The following is an 18706-nucleotide window of genomic DNA, read 5'->3' on the forward strand; positions in this document are numbered from 1 at the left end:
TGCACATATGAGCGACGCAATTAAGCACGAATGTGGTATCGCCCTAATCAGGCTCCGAAAACCAATCAGTTATTATGCCGACAAGTATGGCACTCCGATGTACGGCATCAACAAGCTGTACCTGCTCATGCAGAAGCAGCACAACCGCGGCCAGGATGGTGCGGGCGTGGCCAGCATCAAAATCAACGCGCTGCCCGGCATCGACTACATCAGCCGTTTCCGCTCTGTAAAAACCCGCGCCATCGACAGCATCTTTGGCAAAATCTCTAAAGAGTACCGCAAGCTGAAGGATAGCTACCCCGATCAGGTAGAGGATGTGGAGTGGGTGTGGGAGAACCTGCCTTTCCTGGGCGATGTGTACCTGGGCCACCTGCGCTACGGCACGCACGGTGTGAACAGCGTGGACAGCTGTCACCCGATGGTGCGCGAGAACAACTGGCGCAGCCGCTCGCTTGCTGTGGCCGGTAACTTTAACATGACCAACGTGGACGAGCAGTTCAACAAGCTGCTGGACCTGGGGCAGCACCCCAAGCATAAATCCGACACCATCACCGTACTGGAGAAAATCGGCCACTTCCTGGACGAAGAAAACCAGATGCTGTTCGACGAGTTCAAGAAGGGCGATTATACCAACAAGGAAATCACCACGCTGATTGAGCAGCACCTGAACCTGCAGCGCGTGCTCAAGCGTGCCTGTAAGGATTTTGACGGTGGCTATGCCATGGCTGGCCTCACCGGTTTCGGCTCCTCGTTCGTAGTCCGCGACCCGAACGGTATCCGCCCGGCTTACTACTACATGGATGATGAGGTAGTGGTGGTAGCCTCGGAGAAGCCTGCCATCAAAACTGCTTTCGGCATAGAGTATAGCGAGATTAAGGAAATCGCCCCCGGACATGCCCTGATTGTGGACAAGGCCGGCAACCCGGAGATGAAGGAGATTGTGGAGCCGCGTGAGAAACTCTCCTGCAGCTTTGAGCGCATTTACTTCTCCCGCGGCAACGACCCCGAGATCTACACCGAGCGCAAGAACATGGGCAAGCTCCTTTGTCGGCAGATACTGGAGGCCGTGGACTACGACCTGAAGAACACCGTGTTCTCCTACATCCCCAACACCGCTGAAACCTCGTGGCTGGGCATGATGAAGGGCATCGAGAACTACCTGCGCGACTACCGCAAGCAAGCCATCCTCAACCAAAAGCTATCCGAGGAAGAACTCGACGAAATCCTGCAGTTTAAGCCGCGCGCTGAGAAACTGGTGATAAAGGACGTGAAGCTGCGCACTTTCATTACCGACGACGACAGCCGCAACGACCTGGTAACGCACGTGTACGACACGACCTATGAGGTGGTGAAGAAAGGTGTGGATACCCTGGTGGTACTCGACGATTCGATTGTACGCGGCACGACGCTGGAGAAGAGCATCATCAAAATGCTCGACAAGCTGGAGCCGAAGAAAATCATCATCGTGTCCTGCGCACCGCAGATCCGCTACCCCGACTGCTATGGCATCGACATGTCCAGAATGAAGGAGTTTGTAGCTTTCAGAGCCCTGCTGGACCTGCTGAAAGATCGTGGGCAGTCTCATAAGGTGCAGGAAACTTACAACAAGTGCGTGGCTGCGGCCGGCACGCCAGCCTTTAAGCAGACAAACTTTGTGCAGGAGCTCTACAACATGTTTACGCATGATGAAATTTCAGACAAAGTGGCCCAAATCGTAAAAGCGCCGGACGTGAAGGCAGAGGTTCAGGTAATCTACCAGACCATCGAAGACCTGCACCAGGCTTGCCCGAACCACAAAGGCGACTGGTACTTTACAGGCAACTACCCAACCCCGGGCGGTACAGGTGTTGTGAACCGCGCGTTCATGAATTACATTGAGAATAAATCCGGAAGGGCTTATTAAGAAGTATAAAGTATAAACTTATACTTAAACCGGCCGCTGCAGAAGATGTAGCGGCCGGTTTTGTTTTAGCAGTTCACTTACCGCTGGACCTATGCTCATAAAGTTGTTTCGAACATCCATGTCCGGAACCCCCTCCTGTTGCGGACATGGATGTTCGCATATACCAGTTGCTGGCGCGGGTTTGCAACCCGTGCCTTCCTATGATGTTGGGTTTGTAACCCAACTGGCTTGAAAAGCCATACTTATAACTTGAGCTATACTTTTATACTTTGGCTATACTTCCCTGAACAGCTGCTTCCTTCTAATTGAACCAAGCTATCCTTGCTAGCCACCGTTCATCCAAAGCTTTACATGCTGAATTGTTTCATCTCCGGCTTTGGTGCTCTCAAGCCCGAGAGGGCTCGTCCTTTGGCATCGCGCTGGGAGCTTTTCCTGCCCTCGTACCTCGGGCTGCCTCGCTCACGCTCGTCACCGGAAAAACTCGCATAGGCGCTCAACCCAAGGACTGGAATCGACACTTCTTAGCTAAGGTTTATGCTACTGGAAAGAGAAGTATAAAATAGTAGTACAGAAACTGTCCCCTTGAGGGGACTATAGGGGTGTTTATACTTTGACTATGTACCTTATACTTCAGCAGAAGCAATAACAGGCTCCCCTCCTTAAACAAGGAGGGGCTAGGGGTGAGTTTATACTTTGTAGGGACAGGTCGCGACCTGTCCGTGCTAGAACAGCAGCTATGAAATTATACTTCGGCTCAAGTAATCACAGATTCCCCGCCTTAGACTACCGAGAACGGGAGTTCGAAGGTAGCGAGCGTAGCTCTGAGGGGTTAGGGGTGGTTGGACCCGGTATAGCAGAGTTCTGCTTCTCTTGAAGTGGGCTCCGGAGGAGCAGAACCGGCCAGAGGTGGTTATACCTTCTAACTATTAAATAAAATCCCCCTCCCCATTAAGCCTTTCATCATGCCAGGAGTCAAAGCAAACACCTTAAGCAGATAGGGCAGACATAGCAGGAAAACTATGTTCGTGGTGTAGCATTTTATGACCCTGATGCTTAACTTGATAACCGAAACTTGTCTAAACCTTAAACTTTTATTCCAACCTTACAGAATGAAGAAAATTCTAACCATTGCAGCCTGTCTCACCTTCAGTGCAGGCGGTGTGATGGCGCAGCAGACCTTTCCGCGGAACGGCGTCTACGACGAGCGCGCCGGACTCGTGGTCTTCACCAATGCCACCGTCCACACCGACTACAAAACCACTATTCCTAACGCCACCCTCGTTATCCGCAACGGCAAAGTAGAAGCCGTGGGCACGAACGTAAAAGTGCCGGCCGGAGCCGTGGTGATGGATGCCGCAGGCAAGCACATCTACCCAGGCCTGGTGGATATGTACAGCGACTATGGCCTGCCGGAAGTGAAGGTAGAGCGCCGCAACTGGCGTGCCGCCCCGCAGATGGAGTCCACCAAGCAGGGCGCCTATAACTGGAACGAGGCTATCCGCCCGGAGACAAATGCAGTAGAATTGTTTAAGGTAGACGCCAAAAAAGCCGATGAGCTGCGCAAGCAAGGCTTCGGCACTGTGCTGACGGTGCACCGCGACGGGATTGCCCGTGGCACGGCTGCCCTGGTAACACTGGCTGAGAAGCGCGAGAACGAAGTGGTGCTGAAGGACAAAGCCGCCGCGGCCCTTTCCTTCGACAAAGGTACATCCAAGCAGGATTACCCGAACTCGCTGATGGGTTCTGTGGCTCTGTTGCGCCAGACCTACCTCGATGCCCAGTGGAACGCACAGAATCCGCAGAAAGAGCAGAATATCTCCCTACGGGCATTTACACAGGCAAACAACTTCCCGCAAATCTTTGAGGCCGACAACAAGCTGAACATCCTGCGTGCCGACAAGGTAGGCGACGAGTTTGGCAAGCAGTACATCATGAAAGGTGCCGGCGACGAGTACCAGATGCTGCCGCAAATAAAAGCCACCAACGCACCTGTTATCCTGTCGCTTGCTTTCCCAGATGCCTATAACGTGGAGGACCCGTTTGATGCCCGCCGTGTGGCCCTGGAAGACATGAAGCACTGGGAAATGGCCCCTGCCAATGCGGCGCTGCTGCAGAAAGCGGGTGTGACTATCGCCTTCACCGCCCACGACCTGAAAGACAAGAAGGACTTCCTGCCGAACCTGCGCAAAGCCGTGAAGTATGGCCTGAGCGAGGAAGAGGCACTGAGGGCCCTGACTGCTACTCCCGCCAAACTGCTGGGTGCCGATAACCTGGTGGGCAACCTGAACAAGGGCATGCTGGCTAACTTCATCATCACCTCCGGTAATCTTTTCTCGGAAGACGGCGTGATTCTGGAAAACTGGGTACAGGGCGAGCAGTATAAAGTATCTGACCTGCCAACTGATTACCGTGGCGTTTATACGTTGAAGCTGGGCAACGACACTGGCCGCAAGCTCCTGATCAGCGGATCAGCCGAGAAACCGGAACTGCAGGTAATTTCCAAAGACACGGTAAAAGGAAACCTTAGCATCAAAGGCAACCTGGTGACCATCTCTTTTGCCGAGAGCAAAGACAGCAAAGAGAGCATCCGCCTTAGCGGCTGGGTAGCCGGTAAAAACCTGCAGGGCGAGGGCCAGTTGCCAAACGCTTCTTCTGTAAAATGGCTGGCGTCTTACTCCGAAGCCATGACCGAGCAGGCCAAGAAAGAGCGTGCTAAGAAAGAGGCTGACACAGCGATTGGAAGTATGATTTTCCCATTCCGCGCATACGGCCAGCCAGAGCTGCCGAAGCAGGAGACGATCCTGATTAAGAATGCTACCGTTTGGACAAACGAAAAAGAAGGCAAGCTGGAGAATGCTGATGTGCTGATCAAAAACGGCAAGATTGCCAAGGTTGGCAAGAACCTGAGCGAGTCCGGCGCCAAGATTGTGGACGGTACCGGCAAGCACGTGACACCAGGCATCATCGACGAGCACTCGCACATTGCGCTGCACGGCGTAAACGAGGGTACGCAGGCTGTTACCTCTGAGGTGCGCATGGCCGATGTAGTGAATCCGGAGGATATCAACATCTACCGCCAACTGGCCGGTGGTGTGACCACCTCGCAGTTGCTGCACGGTTCGGCTAACCCTATCGGTGGCCAGTCAGCTATTATTAAACTGCGTTGGGGCAAGAGCGCCGACGAGCTGCTGGTGGAAAATGCCGACGGTTACATCAAGTTTGCGCTGGGCGAGAACGTGAAGCAATCGAACTGGGGCAGCACGCAAACCATCCGTTTCCCGCAGTCCCGTATGGGTGTGGAGCAGGTGTTTGTGGATGCTTTCCAGCGCGCCAAAGAGTATGAGCAGGCCTGGAACACTTACAACAAGCTGAGCAAGCGCGACAAAGCCAAAACGCCGTCGCCTCGACGCGACCTGGAGCTGGAGGCGCTGGTGGAAATCCTGAACGAGAAGCGTTTTATCACCTGCCACTCTTACGTGCAGTCGGAAATTAACATGCTGATGAACGTGGCCGAGGAAATGGGCTTTAAGGTGAACACCTTCACGCACATCCTGGAAGGCTACAAAGTGGCCGATAAGATGAAAGAGCACGGCGTAGGTGGCTCAACCTTTGCCGACTGGTGGGCTTATAAGATGGAGGTGAAAGATGCGATTCCGCACAACGCCGGCATCATGAACCAGCTGGGCATTGTAACGGCTATCAACTCCGACGACGCCGAGATGGCCCGCCGCCTGAACCAGGAGGCTGCCAAGAGTGTGAAGTATACCGGTATGAGCGAAGAGGACGCCCTGAAAATGGTGACCCTGAACCCGGCCAAACTCCTGCACCTCGACGACAGAATGGGAAGCATTAAAGCTGGCAAAGACGCCGACGTGGTGCTGTGGAACGAGCATCCGCTCTCTATCTACGCTAAGCCGCTGAAGACTTTCGTGGATGGCATTGCCTACTACGATGTAGAGCGCGACGAGCAGATGCGCGTGGAACTGGAGAAAGAGCGCGTGCGCCTTATCCAGAAAATGCTGCAGGCCAAAGCCGGTGGTGCCAAAACGCAAAGCCCTGTGAGCAGAAGAACTCAGGTGATGCACTGCGAGGAGGTAGAGCACAGCGAGGAAGAGGCGTATTTTGCATACTAAATTGTTAGTTGTTGCTAGTTAATTGTTGCTCTTGAATTTTAAGCAGTCAACGATAAGCAATCAACAATCAAAATTTCAACAATTCATAAAATGAAAATTCATAAAAGATATATATCAGCTTTGGTCGCGCTGCTGTTTGCAGTGCCGGCAGTGGCACAGGTGCCTGCCCCTGCGCCCAAGCAAAGCAAACCCGTGCTGCTGAAGGGGGCTACCCTGCACGTAGGCAACGGTCAGGTAGTGGAAAATGCCGCCGTAGGTTTTGATAACGGAAAGATTACGTACGCCGGTCCGCAGAGCGGGGCCAACCTGAGCGGCTACGAAGTAGTGGACGTAACGGGCCAGCACATTTACCCGGGCCTCATCCAGCCAAACGCGGCGCTGGGCCTGAACGAGGTGGAAAGTGTGCGCGCGACCATCGACTGGCGTGAGGTGGGGGAGATGAACCCGAACGTGCGCTCAGTAATCGCCTATAACACGGATTCCGACATCATCCCAACGGTGCGTGCCAATGGCGTGCTGATGACGCAGGTGACACCTATCGGTGGCACGATTGCTGGCACTTCCTCTATCGTGCAGCTGGACGCCTGGAACTGGGAAGACGCCATCGTGAAGGCAGACGTAGGCATGCACCTGAACTGGCCCAGCATGCTCATCGAAACCGGCAACAGACAAGCCGACGAGCGCCTGAAGCGTATGGCCGAGGAGCGTGAGAAAACCATGCTGGAGCTGGAGAAGCTGTTCCGCGAGGCAGCGGTCTACAAATCAGGCAAGCACGACAGCCAGAACCTGAAACTGGCCTCTATGACCGGTTTGTTCGACGGCACGCAGAAGCTGTACATCCACGCCAACTATGGCAAGGAGATGATTGAAGGCGTGAACTTTGCTAGGAAGCACGGCGTGAAGGAGATTGTAGTGGTGGGTGCCCGCGATGCGGTAGCCGTTGCCGACTTCTTGAAAGCCAACAACGTCTCTGTGATTTACTCTGGCGTGCACGCGCTGCCATCCCGTGCAGAGGAGGATGTGGACATGCCGTATAAAACGCCATACTTGCTGCACCAGGCGGGCATCCCGTTTGCGCTGGATTATGATTTGGCCATCCACGGTATCCGTAACCTGCCCTTCATAGCCGGCACGGCCGCTGCCTATGGCCTGGACAAAGAGCAGGCGCTGGCTTCTGTTACGCTTAACACCGCCAAAATTCTGGGTGTGGACAAGCAGGTAGGTTCTGTGGAAGTGGGCAAAGATGCAACGCTGGTGGTATCCGCTGGCGACCTGCTGGACATGCGCACCAACAACGTGACGCACGCCTTCATCCAGGGCCGCAAGATAGACCTGACCGACAAGCAGAAGTACCTCTACGAGAAGTTCAACACCAAGTATAAGGACCAGCAACAGCAGGTTCCGGCTGGTGCTACCTCCTCATCAGCAGGTAAATAATTTATACTTGCCGGTAAAGTATAAAAGCGGGCTGCCATACATTGGCGGCCCGCTTTTTTTATTGCGCCTCGCTTAGAACGGCCATTGGCGCTTGCTTGAAAACCAGTGTCTGTTCCAATAAAGGCAAGTTTTTTACATCCCGTATCTGGAGGCTAACCCTGGTTTCTGAATCGCCCCAGATAATTTGCATCACCCCGAAGTTAAGCGCCCCGATTTGCTCGCCCACCCGGTAGCGGTTGCCGCCTTTGCTGGGCTTGCGGTGGTGCGTCATGCCGCTGGAGGTAATTTCATAGACGGGCTGCTCATACCCCTCCAACTCTATTTTTGCCAGCTCGCCCACGTGGCGGTCGCCGGAAAGCAGGATGGGGTTGGCAGGGCGTGTTGTTTCCAGCAGGCGAAGCAGGCGCTTGCGTGCGTTCGGGAAGGCCGCCCAACTGGTATAGCTATACCCGGTGGGGAGAATCTGCATGCTGCTGGCGATGATATTGATTTGGGCATCGCTGGCAGACAGCTCCTCTTCCAGCCACTTCCATTGCTCTTCCCCCAGCACATCGCCGCCATAGTTGGGCAAATACAGGCCGAAGAGGCTCCGGAACGGGTCGAGGTGGTAGCGGGTGTCGAGCAGGAAGATTTTTACTTTCTGGCTGCCCTCCCCCAAAGTATACGTGCGGTAGATCCCCTGCTGCTCTCTTACCGGGGCATCGGCTGGCGCACCCATAAAATCGAGGAAGAGCTGCTGGCTTTGCGTTTTCTGGCTGTAGGTGGCGGTGGCGTCGTTGTGCCCGAAATCGTGATCGTCCCAGGTGCCGGTTATTGGTGTGGTCTTCAGCAGCGCCTGGTACCCGGGGTGCTGCAGCTGGCGGTTATACTTGCTGGCCAGCGTGTCCATGTTGTGGGTGTCGCCATAGATGTTATCGCCCAGCCACACCCACAGGTCAGGCGAGGCGGCCACCACGGCGGGCCACAGCGGCTGCGGCTCGTCCTGGCTGTTGCAGGAGCCAAAGGCGATGGTGGTGTGCTGCTGCGCCAGCAGCCGGTAGCAGGGGAGCAGGCAAAGAAGCACGGCAACCAGCGCTTTGCGGCTAAAAGTTGGGTTGTCAATTTGCATAGTGTTCCTACTACACCATCTGCGGGAGGAATGTTCCAAAAAACAACCCCTGTGCCGGGGGCGCAGGGGTTGTCCAACAAAATTAACAAACAACAAATACTTTAAACCTGACGCCGGTAGTGAGCTAAATGGCAGTAAAGCTTCGTGGCATCTGTTTAAAAGTACGAAATAAATCTGTTGTGAACGAATCTGTCAGATGAATGCATCATTTGCATCGACAGAAAGAAGGTGCCCTCTACCTGAAGTCAGGTAGGCAGGTGTAAACGTGTTACCACCGGCAAAACCCAACGTATAAAGCGCGGGTGCGTTTATAGGATAAGAATACATCATAAACAGCATAACTATGGAAAGAAACGAAAGAGATCACAGAAGACACAACGATTTTGACGATAGATCCAGCCGCAGCGATGGCTTCCAGAATTACCGCGACCGCTACAGCAACCGCCACGGCAACTACTATGGCTTGCCCGACGAGCATGCGGCGTACCGCGACGTGCGCAGCTCCAACCCTGACCCTAATTTTGGCTACAGAAGCGGAGGCCCCGTGGGCGGCTATGGCGCCAGCAGCCACCGCGGCGTAACGGAGCGAGGCGAACATTACCATTACGGCGATCCAAACCCGTATATGGGCAACCGCCGCAACCCGAGTGGCGGGTATGATCGCGACAGTGGTATAAACTGGGATGAGCGCGATGTGTACGGCACGTACGGCAACCCGCGCAGCACCAACTACAGCGCCGGAAGCAACTACAGCCGCCAGGACAACAGTTACCAGTACGGAGGGCAGGGCCGCCGCTACGAAGACTTCAACACGGACGAGAAGATGTACCGTGGCCGATCCGACAGAGGCTATAATATGCTGGGCATCGATGCCTACTATGATAGGGGCGAGCATCCGGAAAGGCGCTCGGACAATGACTTCCGCGGCAGCAACTACCAGCGCGATTACTATAACCGGCACCACAGCGGCGACGATGAGCGCTACCGTGGGGAGATACGCAGCACTAACCGCAACGACAACTACGACCACAGCCAGCGCAGCAGCCGCTACCGCCGCCCCGGCGAAACATCCGGGCCTGATTACGGCGCCCACTCCGGCCCAAGCGCCTACGGCGAAGAGTCGCCAAGAGGTTAAGAAACAGCTAGTAAGTATAAAAGCAAAGCCCGCGGCCTGGCCGCGGGCTTTGCTTTTGGCATACCTAAGCGCACGAGCTGCGTACTAGGAGAGGAAAATTTATACGTTAAACCGGCAGAAAAATGATGAGAAAACGAACACCTCTACTTTGGGCTGCAGCCTTCTTACTTATACTGACAACCTCGGCCTGCACCATGCAAAAACAAAGCACTGCCGCTGAGGCGGATAGCATTCTGGGTGCTTATTGGGTCCTGTTCTCCCTGGAGGGGCAGGATGTGCAGCGTCCGCAAAACACCCAAACGGCTTATGTGCGCTTCGAGGAAGGCAAAGCCCGCGTGGTTGGCTTTACCGGCTGCAACAGGTTCTCGGGCAAGTATGAATTAAGCGGGCAGAAGCTTAGCATCTCCAACCTCAGCTCTTCCCGGATGACATGCCCCGACATAGAGCAGGAGAACAAGATGCTTGACTTGCTTGGCCAGGTAAGTAGTTTCCGGATTGCCGGGGACCTGCTGACGCTCTACGCCGGTGAAACAGCCGTGGCCACGTTCCGGGCCGGTAACGAGCAGGAAGAGCTAAACCTGCGGCGCGACGGGGCTATCATAATTGATTAGGCCGCCTTTGCTTACACCTGTGTCTTCAGCAGCAGCTCGTTAAATTTCTCCAGCAGGTTGATGTACTTGCGCTGCAGGTTCACCAGTTCCTGCTCGCAGTCGCGCAGGTTGCTGTGCTTGTAGGTGGTTTCCTGGGGCTCGCTATCGAAGGGCAGGAGCAGGTTGGTGCTCATTTGCGGCTGCGCCTTCGGGGCCTCTTTTTTCACAGTTTTACTCAGGTGTGGGAAATCCTGTGCAAAGTCGTGGTGAATCACCTCGCCCAGCTTCAGGATAAAGCTGTACGGGATGCTGGACTCTTTAAACTTGTTGTAAAGCGTTTTACGGCTGATGCCCATTTTTTCGGCCACTACACCAATTGCCACGCCGCTAGCCTTTATGGCATCTCGGATAACCTCGCCTCTGTGTACATTTGTCTTAACCATCGCTACTGTCCATTTCCTGATATGTGTAAGTGTCTTTTGCTTTACAAAAATAGGTAATCACTATGTACGAAATGTGAATGTGGACAAATATTACACGGATGTGGAGAGTGGTGGAAGCTATGTTTGCTAAACTGGTTAATTAACAGTTGGTTATACTTTTCTATACTTGCAGCCGAGCACGGTTTATCTACATTTCCATACTTTATCCACACCCGAAAATGCCCTTTTACCCGCACCGGCGCGTGGTAGCCGGACGGGTTTAACTGTAAACACGTTGCTCCCGGCGCTCCGTAGAGGTACATGGGAAGCAGGCTTTGCAGCACCAGAAAGTTACGCAGCGAAACGTATGCTATACTTTCAAACGCTCCAAGTACGACCAGAAAATGTGGAGAGGAGGTAAGGTGCGGCATCAGATTTATACTTTACTGGCCGATTGGAATGTGTAAAACCTGTGCCTGACCGGGTAAGTTGCAGGCGCTAAAGTATATAGCTGGCTACACATCCGTAGGGTACTGTTACATGCCAGGAAAATTTTCTAAATTCCTTACAGCTAGAAGTATAGCGACAAGGTGCTGTGCTTAATTCTGGGCAGGAGTTATAAAAGTATAAAGCCTGTGCCCGAGGTTACGTAAATTGGGTAAACTATACACTTATGCAGCAAAACACCATGGTAGGAGTAGATATCGGCACTACCAGCACCAAAGTCGTGGCTTTCTCTAGGACCGGGGAGGTGATCTACCAGCAGACGCAGGAGTACCCCATCATCAGCCTGGAGCCGGGGCAGGCAGAGCAGGACCCGGAGCTGGTGCTGCAGGCCGCGCTGAACACGCTAGGCGCCGTAGCCAAATGGCTGCAGGAGCAGGGGCATATGGTGGAGGGCGTAAGTTTCAGTAGCGCCATGCACAGCCTGATTCTGGTAGATGCCGCCGGTAAACCACTTACCAACTCCTACACCTGGGCCGATTCGCGCAGTTATACTTATGCCGATGAGATAAAGAGCAGTGCGGTAGGCCACAAGATATACCTGCAGACCGGCACCCCGGTGCATCCCATGTCGCCGCTCGTGAAGCTGTGCTGGCTGCGGCAGGAGCAGCCGGAGGTGTTCAAGCAGGCGGCCAAGTTCATCGGGATAAAGGAGTATGTGCTGCACCGGCTGTTCGGTGAGTATAAAGTGGATTATGCCATCGCCTCGGCCACGGGGCTCTTCCATATTTTTGAGTTTGCGTGGCACCCCGATGCGCTGCAGGTGGCAGGCGTAAGCCCGGACAAGTTGCCGGAGCCGGTACCGCCTACCCATACATTCAGGGGGTTGCAGTCAGCGGATGCCGACGCGCTCCACCTTCCCGCCGACACGCCGTTCGTGATTGGCGCCAGCGATGGCTGCCTAGCCAACCTGGCCTCCCATGCCGTGCGCCCCGGCGAGGCGGTGGTTACCATTGGCACCAGTGGCGCCGTGCGCATGATGGCCAACCAACCCGCCACTGATTTGCAGGAGCGGGTGTTCAGCTACATCCTGGACAAGGATCACTTTGTGCTGGGCGGGGCAGTGAACAATGGCGGCGTGGCGCTGCGCTGGTTCCGGGATACGTTCTATGCTGCCGAAACTCTGGAGGCCACACGCAAAGAACAGGACATCTACGAGCTCCTGGACGAGGTGGCCGGAAGTATAAAACCTGGTGCCGAGGGGCTGCTGTTCCTGCCTTACCTGCTCGGCGAGCGGGCACCTATCTGGGATGGCGCGGCGCGTGCCTGTTTCATCGGGGCAGGGTACAACCACAAAAGGGCGCACTTTCTAAGAGCCGTGATGGAAGGGGTGATCTATAGCGTGAACAGTGTGGTGCAGGCGCTGGAGCAAACGATTGGCCCTGTTTCCTGCATTTATGCCAACGGCGGTTTTTGCTTCTCGGAGCTGTGGGTGCAAATGCTGGCCGACGTCACCGGCAAGAAAGTGCAGCTAACGGAAACGCGGGAGGGATCTGCCTTCGGGGCCGCCATCATGGGCATGTACGCGCTTGGCCTGCTGCCCTCGCTGGAGGCCGCGGAAAGTATGATTCGGGTGCGCAGAACGTTTGAACCTGATCAGAATACCCACGAAACCTACGCCAGGAGCTATGCTATATTCGAGTCGCTGTACCCGAAACTGAAGGAGAGTTTTGTGCAACTGAGCAAAGTATAGGGAGGGAGGCATAGAAACAAAGAAGCCAGAAATTCTTTGGGTCGAATCTCCGGCTTCTTTGTAATCTATTTTCAACTTTTAGCCATACTTATAAACGGGAAGGCATAGGAAAGGTTATGGAAAGGTGAAAAATTTATTCAATTTTTTTGGTGAAAAAGTTCGGGAAGCGTATAAATCCTTGTTTCTGAGCTATAAACGCAATTTTTGGTTGTTTGAAAGGCGTGAAAATTTGTGCAAATTTTTTTACGGACATCCACCAAAGTATAACCTTAGAAATCGTAGAGCACGCCCACGCTCAGGTTAAAGGTATTCAGGGATTGGCGGTGGCGGAGCGGGTTTCCCTGCGTGTTCAGCACCTCCAGAATTGGTTTGGTGTAGAGCATGCTTCCTTCCAGGCTGATGAGGAACGGTTTGGTGATAAAATTGACGCCGCTGCCCCAGCCCCAGGCCGCTGCCGTGGCCTTGTCGGCGGGCATCCGGATATCGCCATAAGTAGTTTGCACCTGCCAGGAGGCGCTGCGGTTAAAGGCGGCGCCTGCCGAGCCTTTCAGGTATACTTCCATCACCTGCCGCACGGGCACCTTAAAGTATACATCGGCCAGCGTAAACCAGGAGCGCCAGGCCTCTGAACTTTTACCTGTTACCAGTTCGTCGTCGGGCTCCACAAAAGCATCCAGGTCGTAGCGGTTGTGGCGGTAACTCACCGAAGTGCCGACGCCCACATGCGGGCCGAGGCTGTAGCGGTAACTGCCCGTCAGCAGCAGCCCGTCGCGGACAAAGGCCGGGTAGGCATCATCAAAACCAGCATCACCAAAGTTACCGCTCCCTAAGGCAGTGCCCACCTGCAGGCCCACCAGGTGTTGTTTCAAGGGTTCGGCCTCTGTTTGGGCAAGGGCCGGCAAAGCCAGTAGCAGCAGGAAAGTATAAAGTATAAATCGCTTCATAGAGGAAGTATGGATTAGTGCAGCAAATCCTGGTGCTCGGGGTGCTGCGCGATGTGCTTTTTCACGGCTACACAGGTGGCGATGATTTTCAGGTTGTGGCGGCGGGCATAGGCCAGGGCCGTGTTGATGAGTTCCTGCGCCAGGCCGGTGCCGCGGTAAGCCTCCGGCACAAAGGTATGCGTCAGGTCCAACACGCCGTCTTCGGGCTTGGCGTAAGCCAGTTCGGCTTCCTCGTCCTGCTCCAGCCGGGCGGTAAACTGCTGGTATTTCTCTTCGTGAATGATCTCGTATTGCATACTTTAAAACGTTAAGGTATAGCGCCGCCTTTCCCCCGACTGCAGCGTCAGCATGTCTTTTTTTGTCATTGCGGCGCCTGGCTTCAAAGTATACACCACCACGGGTATGTCTGCAGGCACGTATACTTGCCCCCTCAGGTATCCCCAGCTGCCGTCAAAGGCATAGGTGCAACTGTCTGTGTCCGTAGGGTTCATTTTATACTTTACCAGGGCCTGGTAGCGCTCCTGTGGCGGCTGTTCAGGGTCCTGGCTGTCGGGGATGAACTCCAGCAAGGCCGCGGAGGCGATGGTATAGTTTTGGATGATGGTGGTATCGCGGGCGAGGCTACGGGGGGGCCACAGGTTGTCGGCTTTGCAGCCCAGGTAAGCATCCAGACCCTGGTTAGCCTCTATCTGGAAGTAGCCTTTCTCCAGTTCGCTGTCGCGGAGCAGGAAGCGCAGCTCGTAGTTCCCGTTCATATCGGTGGTGGCAGTGGCTTTCTCGGTGGTGTAGGCTGGCTGCAGGTAGCCGTCGTTACGCCACTTGATGCGCAGGGTGGTGCCGGCAACCGGCTGGCCGTTCAGGTCGCTTATCCGGCCTTTGATAACGGTGCAGGAGCCGGGGCAGTACTTGCTGACATAGTCATACTTGTGGAGGTCGCAGGAGGCGAGGCAGCAGACAAGGCAAATCAAAACGAAGTATAAACCGGCGTGTGTTTTCATGTGATGGTGCCTTTGGGATTTACCTGCAATATATGCATTTCAGCATGTAAACTTTCATGTTTCTGAAAGGATAACGTGCAGAAAGATAAGCGGCTAGGCCTTTATCACCAGGACCCTTTTAGCAGAAGTATGGTTGCAACTGGAAAGTATAAATCCATACCCGTACCTTTGCACCCGGAAAAAGCCTCCTGCCATGCACCGCCACTTTATACTTTTCAAACCCTACGGCTACATCAGCCAGTTTATCAGCGAAACCCGGAAAAAGAAAGTGCTGGGCGAGCTGCACGATTTTCCCGAAGGCACCATGAGCATAGGTCGCCTGGACGAGGACAGCGAAGGGCTGCTGCTGCTGACAACGGACGGGAAAGTGAGCGAGGCGGTGCGCAGCACCAAAGTGGAGAAAGAGTACTACGCGCAGGTGGATGGCGTGATTACCGAGGAGGCGCTGCAGCAACTAAGGGAGGGTATTGCCATCCGCACCGAAAAAGAGTGGCACCAGACCAAGCCCTGCCGGGTGCAGCGGCTGGAGGCCACGCCCGAACTACCCGAGCGTGCCAGGCGCATCCGCGACGAGCGGCACGGCCCCACCAGCTGGGTATCCATCACCCTCACAGAAGGCAAGTTCCGGCAGGTGCGCAAAATGACGGCCGCCATCGGTTTCCCCACACTGCGGCTGGTGCGGGTGCGCATCGGTCATGTCACGGTAAGCGAAATGGGTGCCGGCGAGGTGCGGGAGGTAAGCGCCTTTGATGTAGGCTGAATTTATACTTTGCGGCCGCCTGCCTGGCGCTTGAGCGGAACGAGCAGGTACTCCAAGCCGTTAGTTTTAATCTCGAACATGGTAGCCAGTTGCATGCCCAGCTTGCCCGGCGGAAAGCCCTTGCTGGCAAACCACTCCAGGTAGGAGACAGGCAAATCGCAGAGGAGCGTGTCTCTATACTTGCCGAAGGGCATGCGGTGCAGTACGAGTTCCTGCAGGATGGAGGAGTTGGGTTGGGCTGATGGGTCTTGCATGACCGGCAAGGTAAACAATCCGAAACTTTGTGCCAAGTTAAAGGTTATATACCTCTGTGCTCCTTCTGCGGAGACTAATTTATGTTGTAACTTTGACGCCTTTTCTGAATACTATACATGACGCGAAAGCAATATTTTGTCATCATCCTTATCCTGGGCTCGCTGGCCACTATCAGTCCCTTCTCGATTGATATGTACCTGCCCGGCTTCCCGGCCATTGCCTCCGACCTGAAAACTACCATTGCGCAAGTACAGCTATCACTGACGGCTTACCTGGTGGGTATTTCGGTGGGGCAGCTGCTGTACGGGCCGCTCCTGGACCGCTACGGCCGCAAGAAGCCCCTGTACGTCGGGCTTATCATCTACATCCTCACGTCGCTGGCCTGTGCCTACACCGAGTCCATCAACTCCTTTGTGCTGATGCGGTTTCTGCAGGCCATTGGGGGCTGCGTGGGCATGGTGGCGGCGCAGGCGCTGGTGCGCGATATCTTCCCGGTAAACAAAACCGCGCAGGCCTTCTCGCTGCTCACGCTGGTGATTGCCGTGTCGCCGATGGTGGCGCCTACCTTGGGAGGCTACGTGACGGCGGCCTTTGGCTGGCACTCGGTGTTCGTGATACTTGCCGTCATCACGGCCCTGATCATGCTGGGCGTATACTTTTTCCTGCCGGAAGGACGGCCTGCCGATCCCTCTATTTCCCTGAAACCGAAGCCAGTGCTGAAAAGCTTTATCTCGGTGCTGAAGCAGGAGCAGTTTCTGCTCTATACCCTGGCCGGAGGCATTGCCACGGCGGCGCCCTTTGCCTACATCGCCGGCTCTGCCGACGTGTTCATGAATATTTACAAGGTGAGCGAGCAGGAGTACGGCTGGATCTTCGCGTTTCTGGCCTTTGCCATGATCGGCTCCACACAGCTCAACCACATCATCCTGAACAGATTTAAGAGTGAGCAGGTGATCAACTTTACCCTCTTCTACCAGACTGCGGTGGGCATTCTGCTGGTGGTGGGTACCTACTATGGATGGTTCAGCATACTCACCTTGATTCTGCTGCTGTTCGTTTTCCTGACTGGCCAGGGCCTTCTCAACCCGAATGCCACGGCACTTTCCCTGGCGCCTTTCAGCAAGAACACGGGAAGTGCGGCCGCCTTATTGGGAAGCTTCCGGATGGCGATGGGTGGTTTGATGTCGGCGGCGGTAAGTGTGATGCACACCGGAACGGCCTTGCCGATGGTCAGCGTGATGGCGGGTTGCTCGGTAATTGGGCTGGTGCTGCTCTTGCTGGGCCAGCGCACCATACGCTACCGCGCCAGCCGCCGCGCTGTGGAAGAAGATACTTCCGTGCTGCTATCGACGGGGCAGGAGCGGTAGGGGACGTTATACTTTGGCTAAGCTTACTGGTTTATATTTTCATAGCCGCTGCTTCCTGCAACTTGAGCCTCTGCTGTTCCGGACATCCGTGTCCGGAACCACTTCTGATTCGGACTTCCTAGTCCGCATTAAACTATACCTTATACTTGCTGGCTATACTTTCATAGCCACTGCTTCCTATAACTTGACACAAGCTATCCTTACTAGCTTCTGTTCATCCTCCAGCCTTACAAGCCTATTGTTTCATCTCCCGCTTTCTGCCCTCCCAGGCCGGGAGGCCTCGCCTTCGGGCATCGCGCGGTGTACATTTCCTTTGCTACCCTTCGGTCGCAATGCCGCTAAGGCGGCACCAGAAATCTACAAGGCGCTCTTTATACGAGGGCCCCTACCCCCACCCAAAGGCTGGGAACAGGCTCGATAGCTGTGGCTTTAGATGTCATCTCGAATGAAATGAGAGTTCTGGTTAGAATTCCCGATAGATCTCTCACAGCTACGCTGGCTCTCTTCGGCTCCCGCCTCGAGAGTACTCGAGATGACAGAGTAAGTATAAACTGTCCCCTTGAGGGGACTATAGGGGTGTAATAGTTAACAGAAATTTCCCTCTCAGGGAGGTGCGAGAGATGGGGTTATACTTGTAGGGACAGGTCGCGACCTGTCCGCGCTAGGAAGGAAACAATGAAACTTATACTTCAGCCAAAGTAACGACAGGCTCCCCGCCTTAGCCAAGGAGGGGCAAGGGGTGGTTGGACCCGGTACTGCAAAACGCGGACAAGGATGTCCGCAGCAGAAGAAATTCCGGACAAAGAAGTCCGGAACAGCAGAAGTATAAAGTATAGCCAAGGCCAGATGCTCGCGGGACCTGCGGACATCACAAGGTCTTCTGGTTAAAGCAAGGACGCTGGTTCGAAGGTGCCGAGCGCAGCTCCCAGTGGCAGGGTTTATACTACACCAACCGAAAAGAGATCCTACTCCTTCGTCATCTCAATATGCGGTATGCCGTCCTCGTCATACTCCGGGCCGGACTGCACAAAGCCGAAGCTCTCGTAGAAGCCTTTGGCATATACTTGTGCCCCGATTTTGATAGGGCCGTGGCCGTAAAGACGGTAGCATTCTTCAATTGAGTAATCCACCAAAACCCTGCCCAAGCCCGTGCCGCGTACTTTCATGCTGGTCACGATGCGGCCGATAGACATGGCGTCGGGGTAGGAGAGGCCGGGCGGCACCAGGCGCGAGGTGGCTACCAGTTCGCCGTCCTGGTAGAGCAGCAGGTGCTGGCACTGCTGGTCCTTGTTGTCCATGTCGAGGAACACGCAGGCTTGCTCCACTACAAACACCTCGCTGCGCAGGCGCAGCAGCTCATACATCTCGTGCGGGGTAAGCGCATCAAAGGCTTTGCTTATCTTGGTAAGGCTCATGCCGGGCGGTCTAATTCAGAAATCCAGGTTGCAAAGATAGCA

15 protein-coding genes are annotated in these 18706 nt (G+C 54.7%); 8 read left to right on the top strand and 7 right to left on the bottom strand.

Going from position 1 to position 18706, the window contains the following annotated elements:
- Positions 1–7: 7 nt before the first annotated feature.
- From C8N40_RS03985 to C8N40_RS03995, 3 genes are all read left to right on the top strand, one after another.
- A complete protein-coding gene (locus tag C8N40_RS03985; protein ID WP_108210509.1) occupies positions 8–1903 on the top strand; it encodes an amidophosphoribosyltransferase in 1896 nt (631 codons plus the stop codon).
- A gap of 1109 nt (positions 1904–3012) precedes the next feature.
- Complete coding sequence (locus C8N40_RS03990; RefSeq protein WP_108210510.1) at positions 3013–6036, top strand: amidohydrolase family protein; 3024 nt, start codon at positions 3013–3015, stop codon at positions 6034–6036.
- 90 nt (positions 6037–6126) lie between these two features.
- Entirely contained in the window at positions 6127–7473 is a 1347-nt protein-coding gene (locus tag C8N40_RS03995; RefSeq protein WP_108210511.1) for an amidohydrolase family protein, read from the top strand.
- A gap of 58 nt (positions 7474–7531) precedes the next feature.
- Here C8N40_RS03995 and C8N40_RS04000 read toward each other — a convergent pair whose 3' ends face one another.
- Positions 7532–8581, bottom strand: coding sequence for an alkaline phosphatase D family protein (locus tag C8N40_RS04000; protein ID WP_108210512.1), 1050 nt, complete (start codon positions 8579–8581; stop codon positions 7532–7534).
- A 343-nt stretch (positions 8582–8924) separates the two neighbouring features.
- Here C8N40_RS04000 and C8N40_RS04005 point away from each other — a divergent pair, with 343 nt between their 5' ends.
- Positions 8925–9716: a hypothetical protein gene (locus C8N40_RS04005; protein WP_108210513.1), complete on the top strand. Its 792-nt coding sequence runs from the start codon at positions 8925–8927 to the stop codon at positions 9714–9716.
- 122 nt (positions 9717–9838) lie between these two features.
- The gene (locus tag C8N40_RS04010; RefSeq protein ID WP_108210514.1) at positions 9839–10327 is read left to right on the top strand and encodes an META domain-containing protein; all 489 of its coding nucleotides are present in this window, start codon (positions 9839–9841) and stop codon (positions 10325–10327) included.
- An 11-nt stretch (positions 10328–10338) separates the two neighbouring features.
- Here C8N40_RS04010 and C8N40_RS04015 read toward each other — a convergent pair whose 3' ends face one another.
- Positions 10339–10749 (bottom strand): hypothetical protein, encoded by a 411-nt coding sequence (locus tag C8N40_RS04015; protein ID WP_092104472.1) that lies wholly within the window; start codon positions 10747–10749, stop codon positions 10339–10341.
- A 652-nt stretch (positions 10750–11401) separates the two neighbouring features.
- On the opposite strand from C8N40_RS04015, the gene C8N40_RS04020 reads away from it, so the two are divergent.
- Positions 11402–12925: a gluconokinase gene (locus tag C8N40_RS04020; RefSeq protein WP_245904986.1), complete on the top strand. Its 1524-nt coding sequence runs from the start codon at positions 11402–11404 to the stop codon at positions 12923–12925.
- A gap of 269 nt (positions 12926–13194) precedes the next feature.
- Here the strand turns inward: C8N40_RS04020 and C8N40_RS04025 are convergent, their stop codons facing one another.
- The 3 genes from C8N40_RS04025 to C8N40_RS04035 are packed head-to-tail and all read right to left on the bottom strand — an operon-like array spanning position 13195 to position 14867.
- On the bottom strand, positions 13195–13869 hold the full coding sequence (locus C8N40_RS04025) for an outer membrane beta-barrel protein (RefSeq protein WP_108210515.1): 675 nt from the start codon (positions 13867–13869) through the stop codon (positions 13195–13197).
- Positions 13870–13883: 14 nt separating this feature from the next.
- Positions 13884–14165: a GNAT family N-acetyltransferase gene (locus C8N40_RS04030; protein ID WP_108210516.1), complete on the bottom strand. Its 282-nt coding sequence runs from the start codon at positions 14163–14165 to the stop codon at positions 13884–13886.
- Between the two features lie 3 nt (positions 14166–14168).
- Positions 14169–14867, bottom strand: coding sequence for a carboxypeptidase-like regulatory domain-containing protein (locus C8N40_RS04035; RefSeq protein WP_146173505.1), 699 nt, complete (start codon positions 14865–14867; stop codon positions 14169–14171).
- A gap of 193 nt (positions 14868–15060) precedes the next feature.
- On the opposite strand from C8N40_RS04035, the gene C8N40_RS04040 reads away from it, so the two are divergent.
- On the top strand, positions 15061–15627 hold the full coding sequence (locus C8N40_RS04040) for a pseudouridine synthase (RefSeq protein ID WP_108210518.1): 567 nt from the start codon (positions 15061–15063) through the stop codon (positions 15625–15627).
- A 2-nt stretch (positions 15628–15629) separates the two neighbouring features.
- Here C8N40_RS04040 and C8N40_RS04045 read toward each other — a convergent pair whose 3' ends face one another.
- The gene (locus tag C8N40_RS04045; RefSeq protein ID WP_108210519.1) at positions 15630–15881 is read right to left on the bottom strand and encodes a DUF3820 family protein; all 252 of its coding nucleotides are present in this window, start codon (positions 15879–15881) and stop codon (positions 15630–15632) included.
- Positions 15882–15998: 117 nt separating this feature from the next.
- Between C8N40_RS04045 and C8N40_RS04050 the strand changes: the two genes are divergently transcribed.
- Positions 15999–17249, top strand: a complete 1251-nt coding sequence (locus C8N40_RS04050) for a multidrug effflux MFS transporter (protein ID WP_108210520.1) — start codon at positions 15999–16001, stop codon at positions 17247–17249.
- 965 nt (positions 17250–18214) lie between these two features.
- On the opposite strand, the gene C8N40_RS04055 is transcribed toward C8N40_RS04050, so the two are convergent.
- Positions 18215–18664, bottom strand: a complete 450-nt coding sequence (locus tag C8N40_RS04055) for a GNAT family N-acetyltransferase (RefSeq protein ID WP_108210521.1) — start codon at positions 18662–18664, stop codon at positions 18215–18217.
- Positions 18665–18706: the final 42 nt, after the last annotated feature.

It is taken from the genome of Pontibacter mucosus, assembly GCF_003054055.1.
Lineage (GTDB): Bacteria > Bacteroidota > Bacteroidia > Cytophagales > Hymenobacteraceae > Pontibacter > Pontibacter mucosus.

Coding starts and splice junctions, on each gene's coding strand:
- C8N40_RS03985 (WP_108210509.1), top strand. CDS start 8: ATGAGCGACGCAATTAAGCACGAATGTGGTATCGCCCTAATCAGGCTC.
- C8N40_RS03990 (WP_108210510.1), top strand. CDS start 3,013: ATGAAGAAAATTCTAACCATTGCAGCCTGTCTCACCTTCAGTGCAGGC.
- C8N40_RS03995 (WP_108210511.1), top strand. CDS start 6,127: ATGAAAATTCATAAAAGATATATATCAGCTTTGGTCGCGCTGCTGTTT.
- C8N40_RS04000 (WP_108210512.1), bottom strand. CDS start 8,581: ATGCAAATTGACAACCCAACTTTTAGCCGCAAAGCGCTGGTTGCCGTG.
- C8N40_RS04005 (WP_108210513.1), top strand. CDS start 8,925: ATGGAAAGAAACGAAAGAGATCACAGAAGACACAACGATTTTGACGAT.
- C8N40_RS04010 (WP_108210514.1), top strand. CDS start 9,839: ATGATGAGAAAACGAACACCTCTACTTTGGGCTGCAGCCTTCTTACTT.
- C8N40_RS04015 (WP_092104472.1), bottom strand. CDS start 10,749: ATGGTTAAGACAAATGTACACAGAGGCGAGGTTATCCGAGATGCCATA.
- C8N40_RS04020 (WP_245904986.1), top strand. CDS start 11,402: ATGCAGCAAAACACCATGGTAGGAGTAGATATCGGCACTACCAGCACC.
- C8N40_RS04025 (WP_108210515.1), bottom strand. CDS start 13,869: ATGAAGCGATTTATACTTTATACTTTCCTGCTGCTACTGGCTTTGCCG.
- C8N40_RS04030 (WP_108210516.1), bottom strand. CDS start 14,165: ATGCAATACGAGATCATTCACGAAGAGAAATACCAGCAGTTTACCGCC.
- C8N40_RS04035 (WP_146173505.1), bottom strand. CDS start 14,867: ATGAAAACACACGCCGGTTTATACTTCGTTTTGATTTGCCTTGTCTGC.
- C8N40_RS04040 (WP_108210518.1), top strand. CDS start 15,061: ATGCACCGCCACTTTATACTTTTCAAACCCTACGGCTACATCAGCCAG.
- C8N40_RS04045 (WP_108210519.1), bottom strand. CDS start 15,881: ATGCAAGACCCATCAGCCCAACCCAACTCCTCCATCCTGCAGGAACTC.
- C8N40_RS04050 (WP_108210520.1), top strand. CDS start 15,999: ATGACGCGAAAGCAATATTTTGTCATCATCCTTATCCTGGGCTCGCTG.
- C8N40_RS04055 (WP_108210521.1), bottom strand. CDS start 18,664: ATGAGCCTTACCAAGATAAGCAAAGCCTTTGATGCGCTTACCCCGCAC.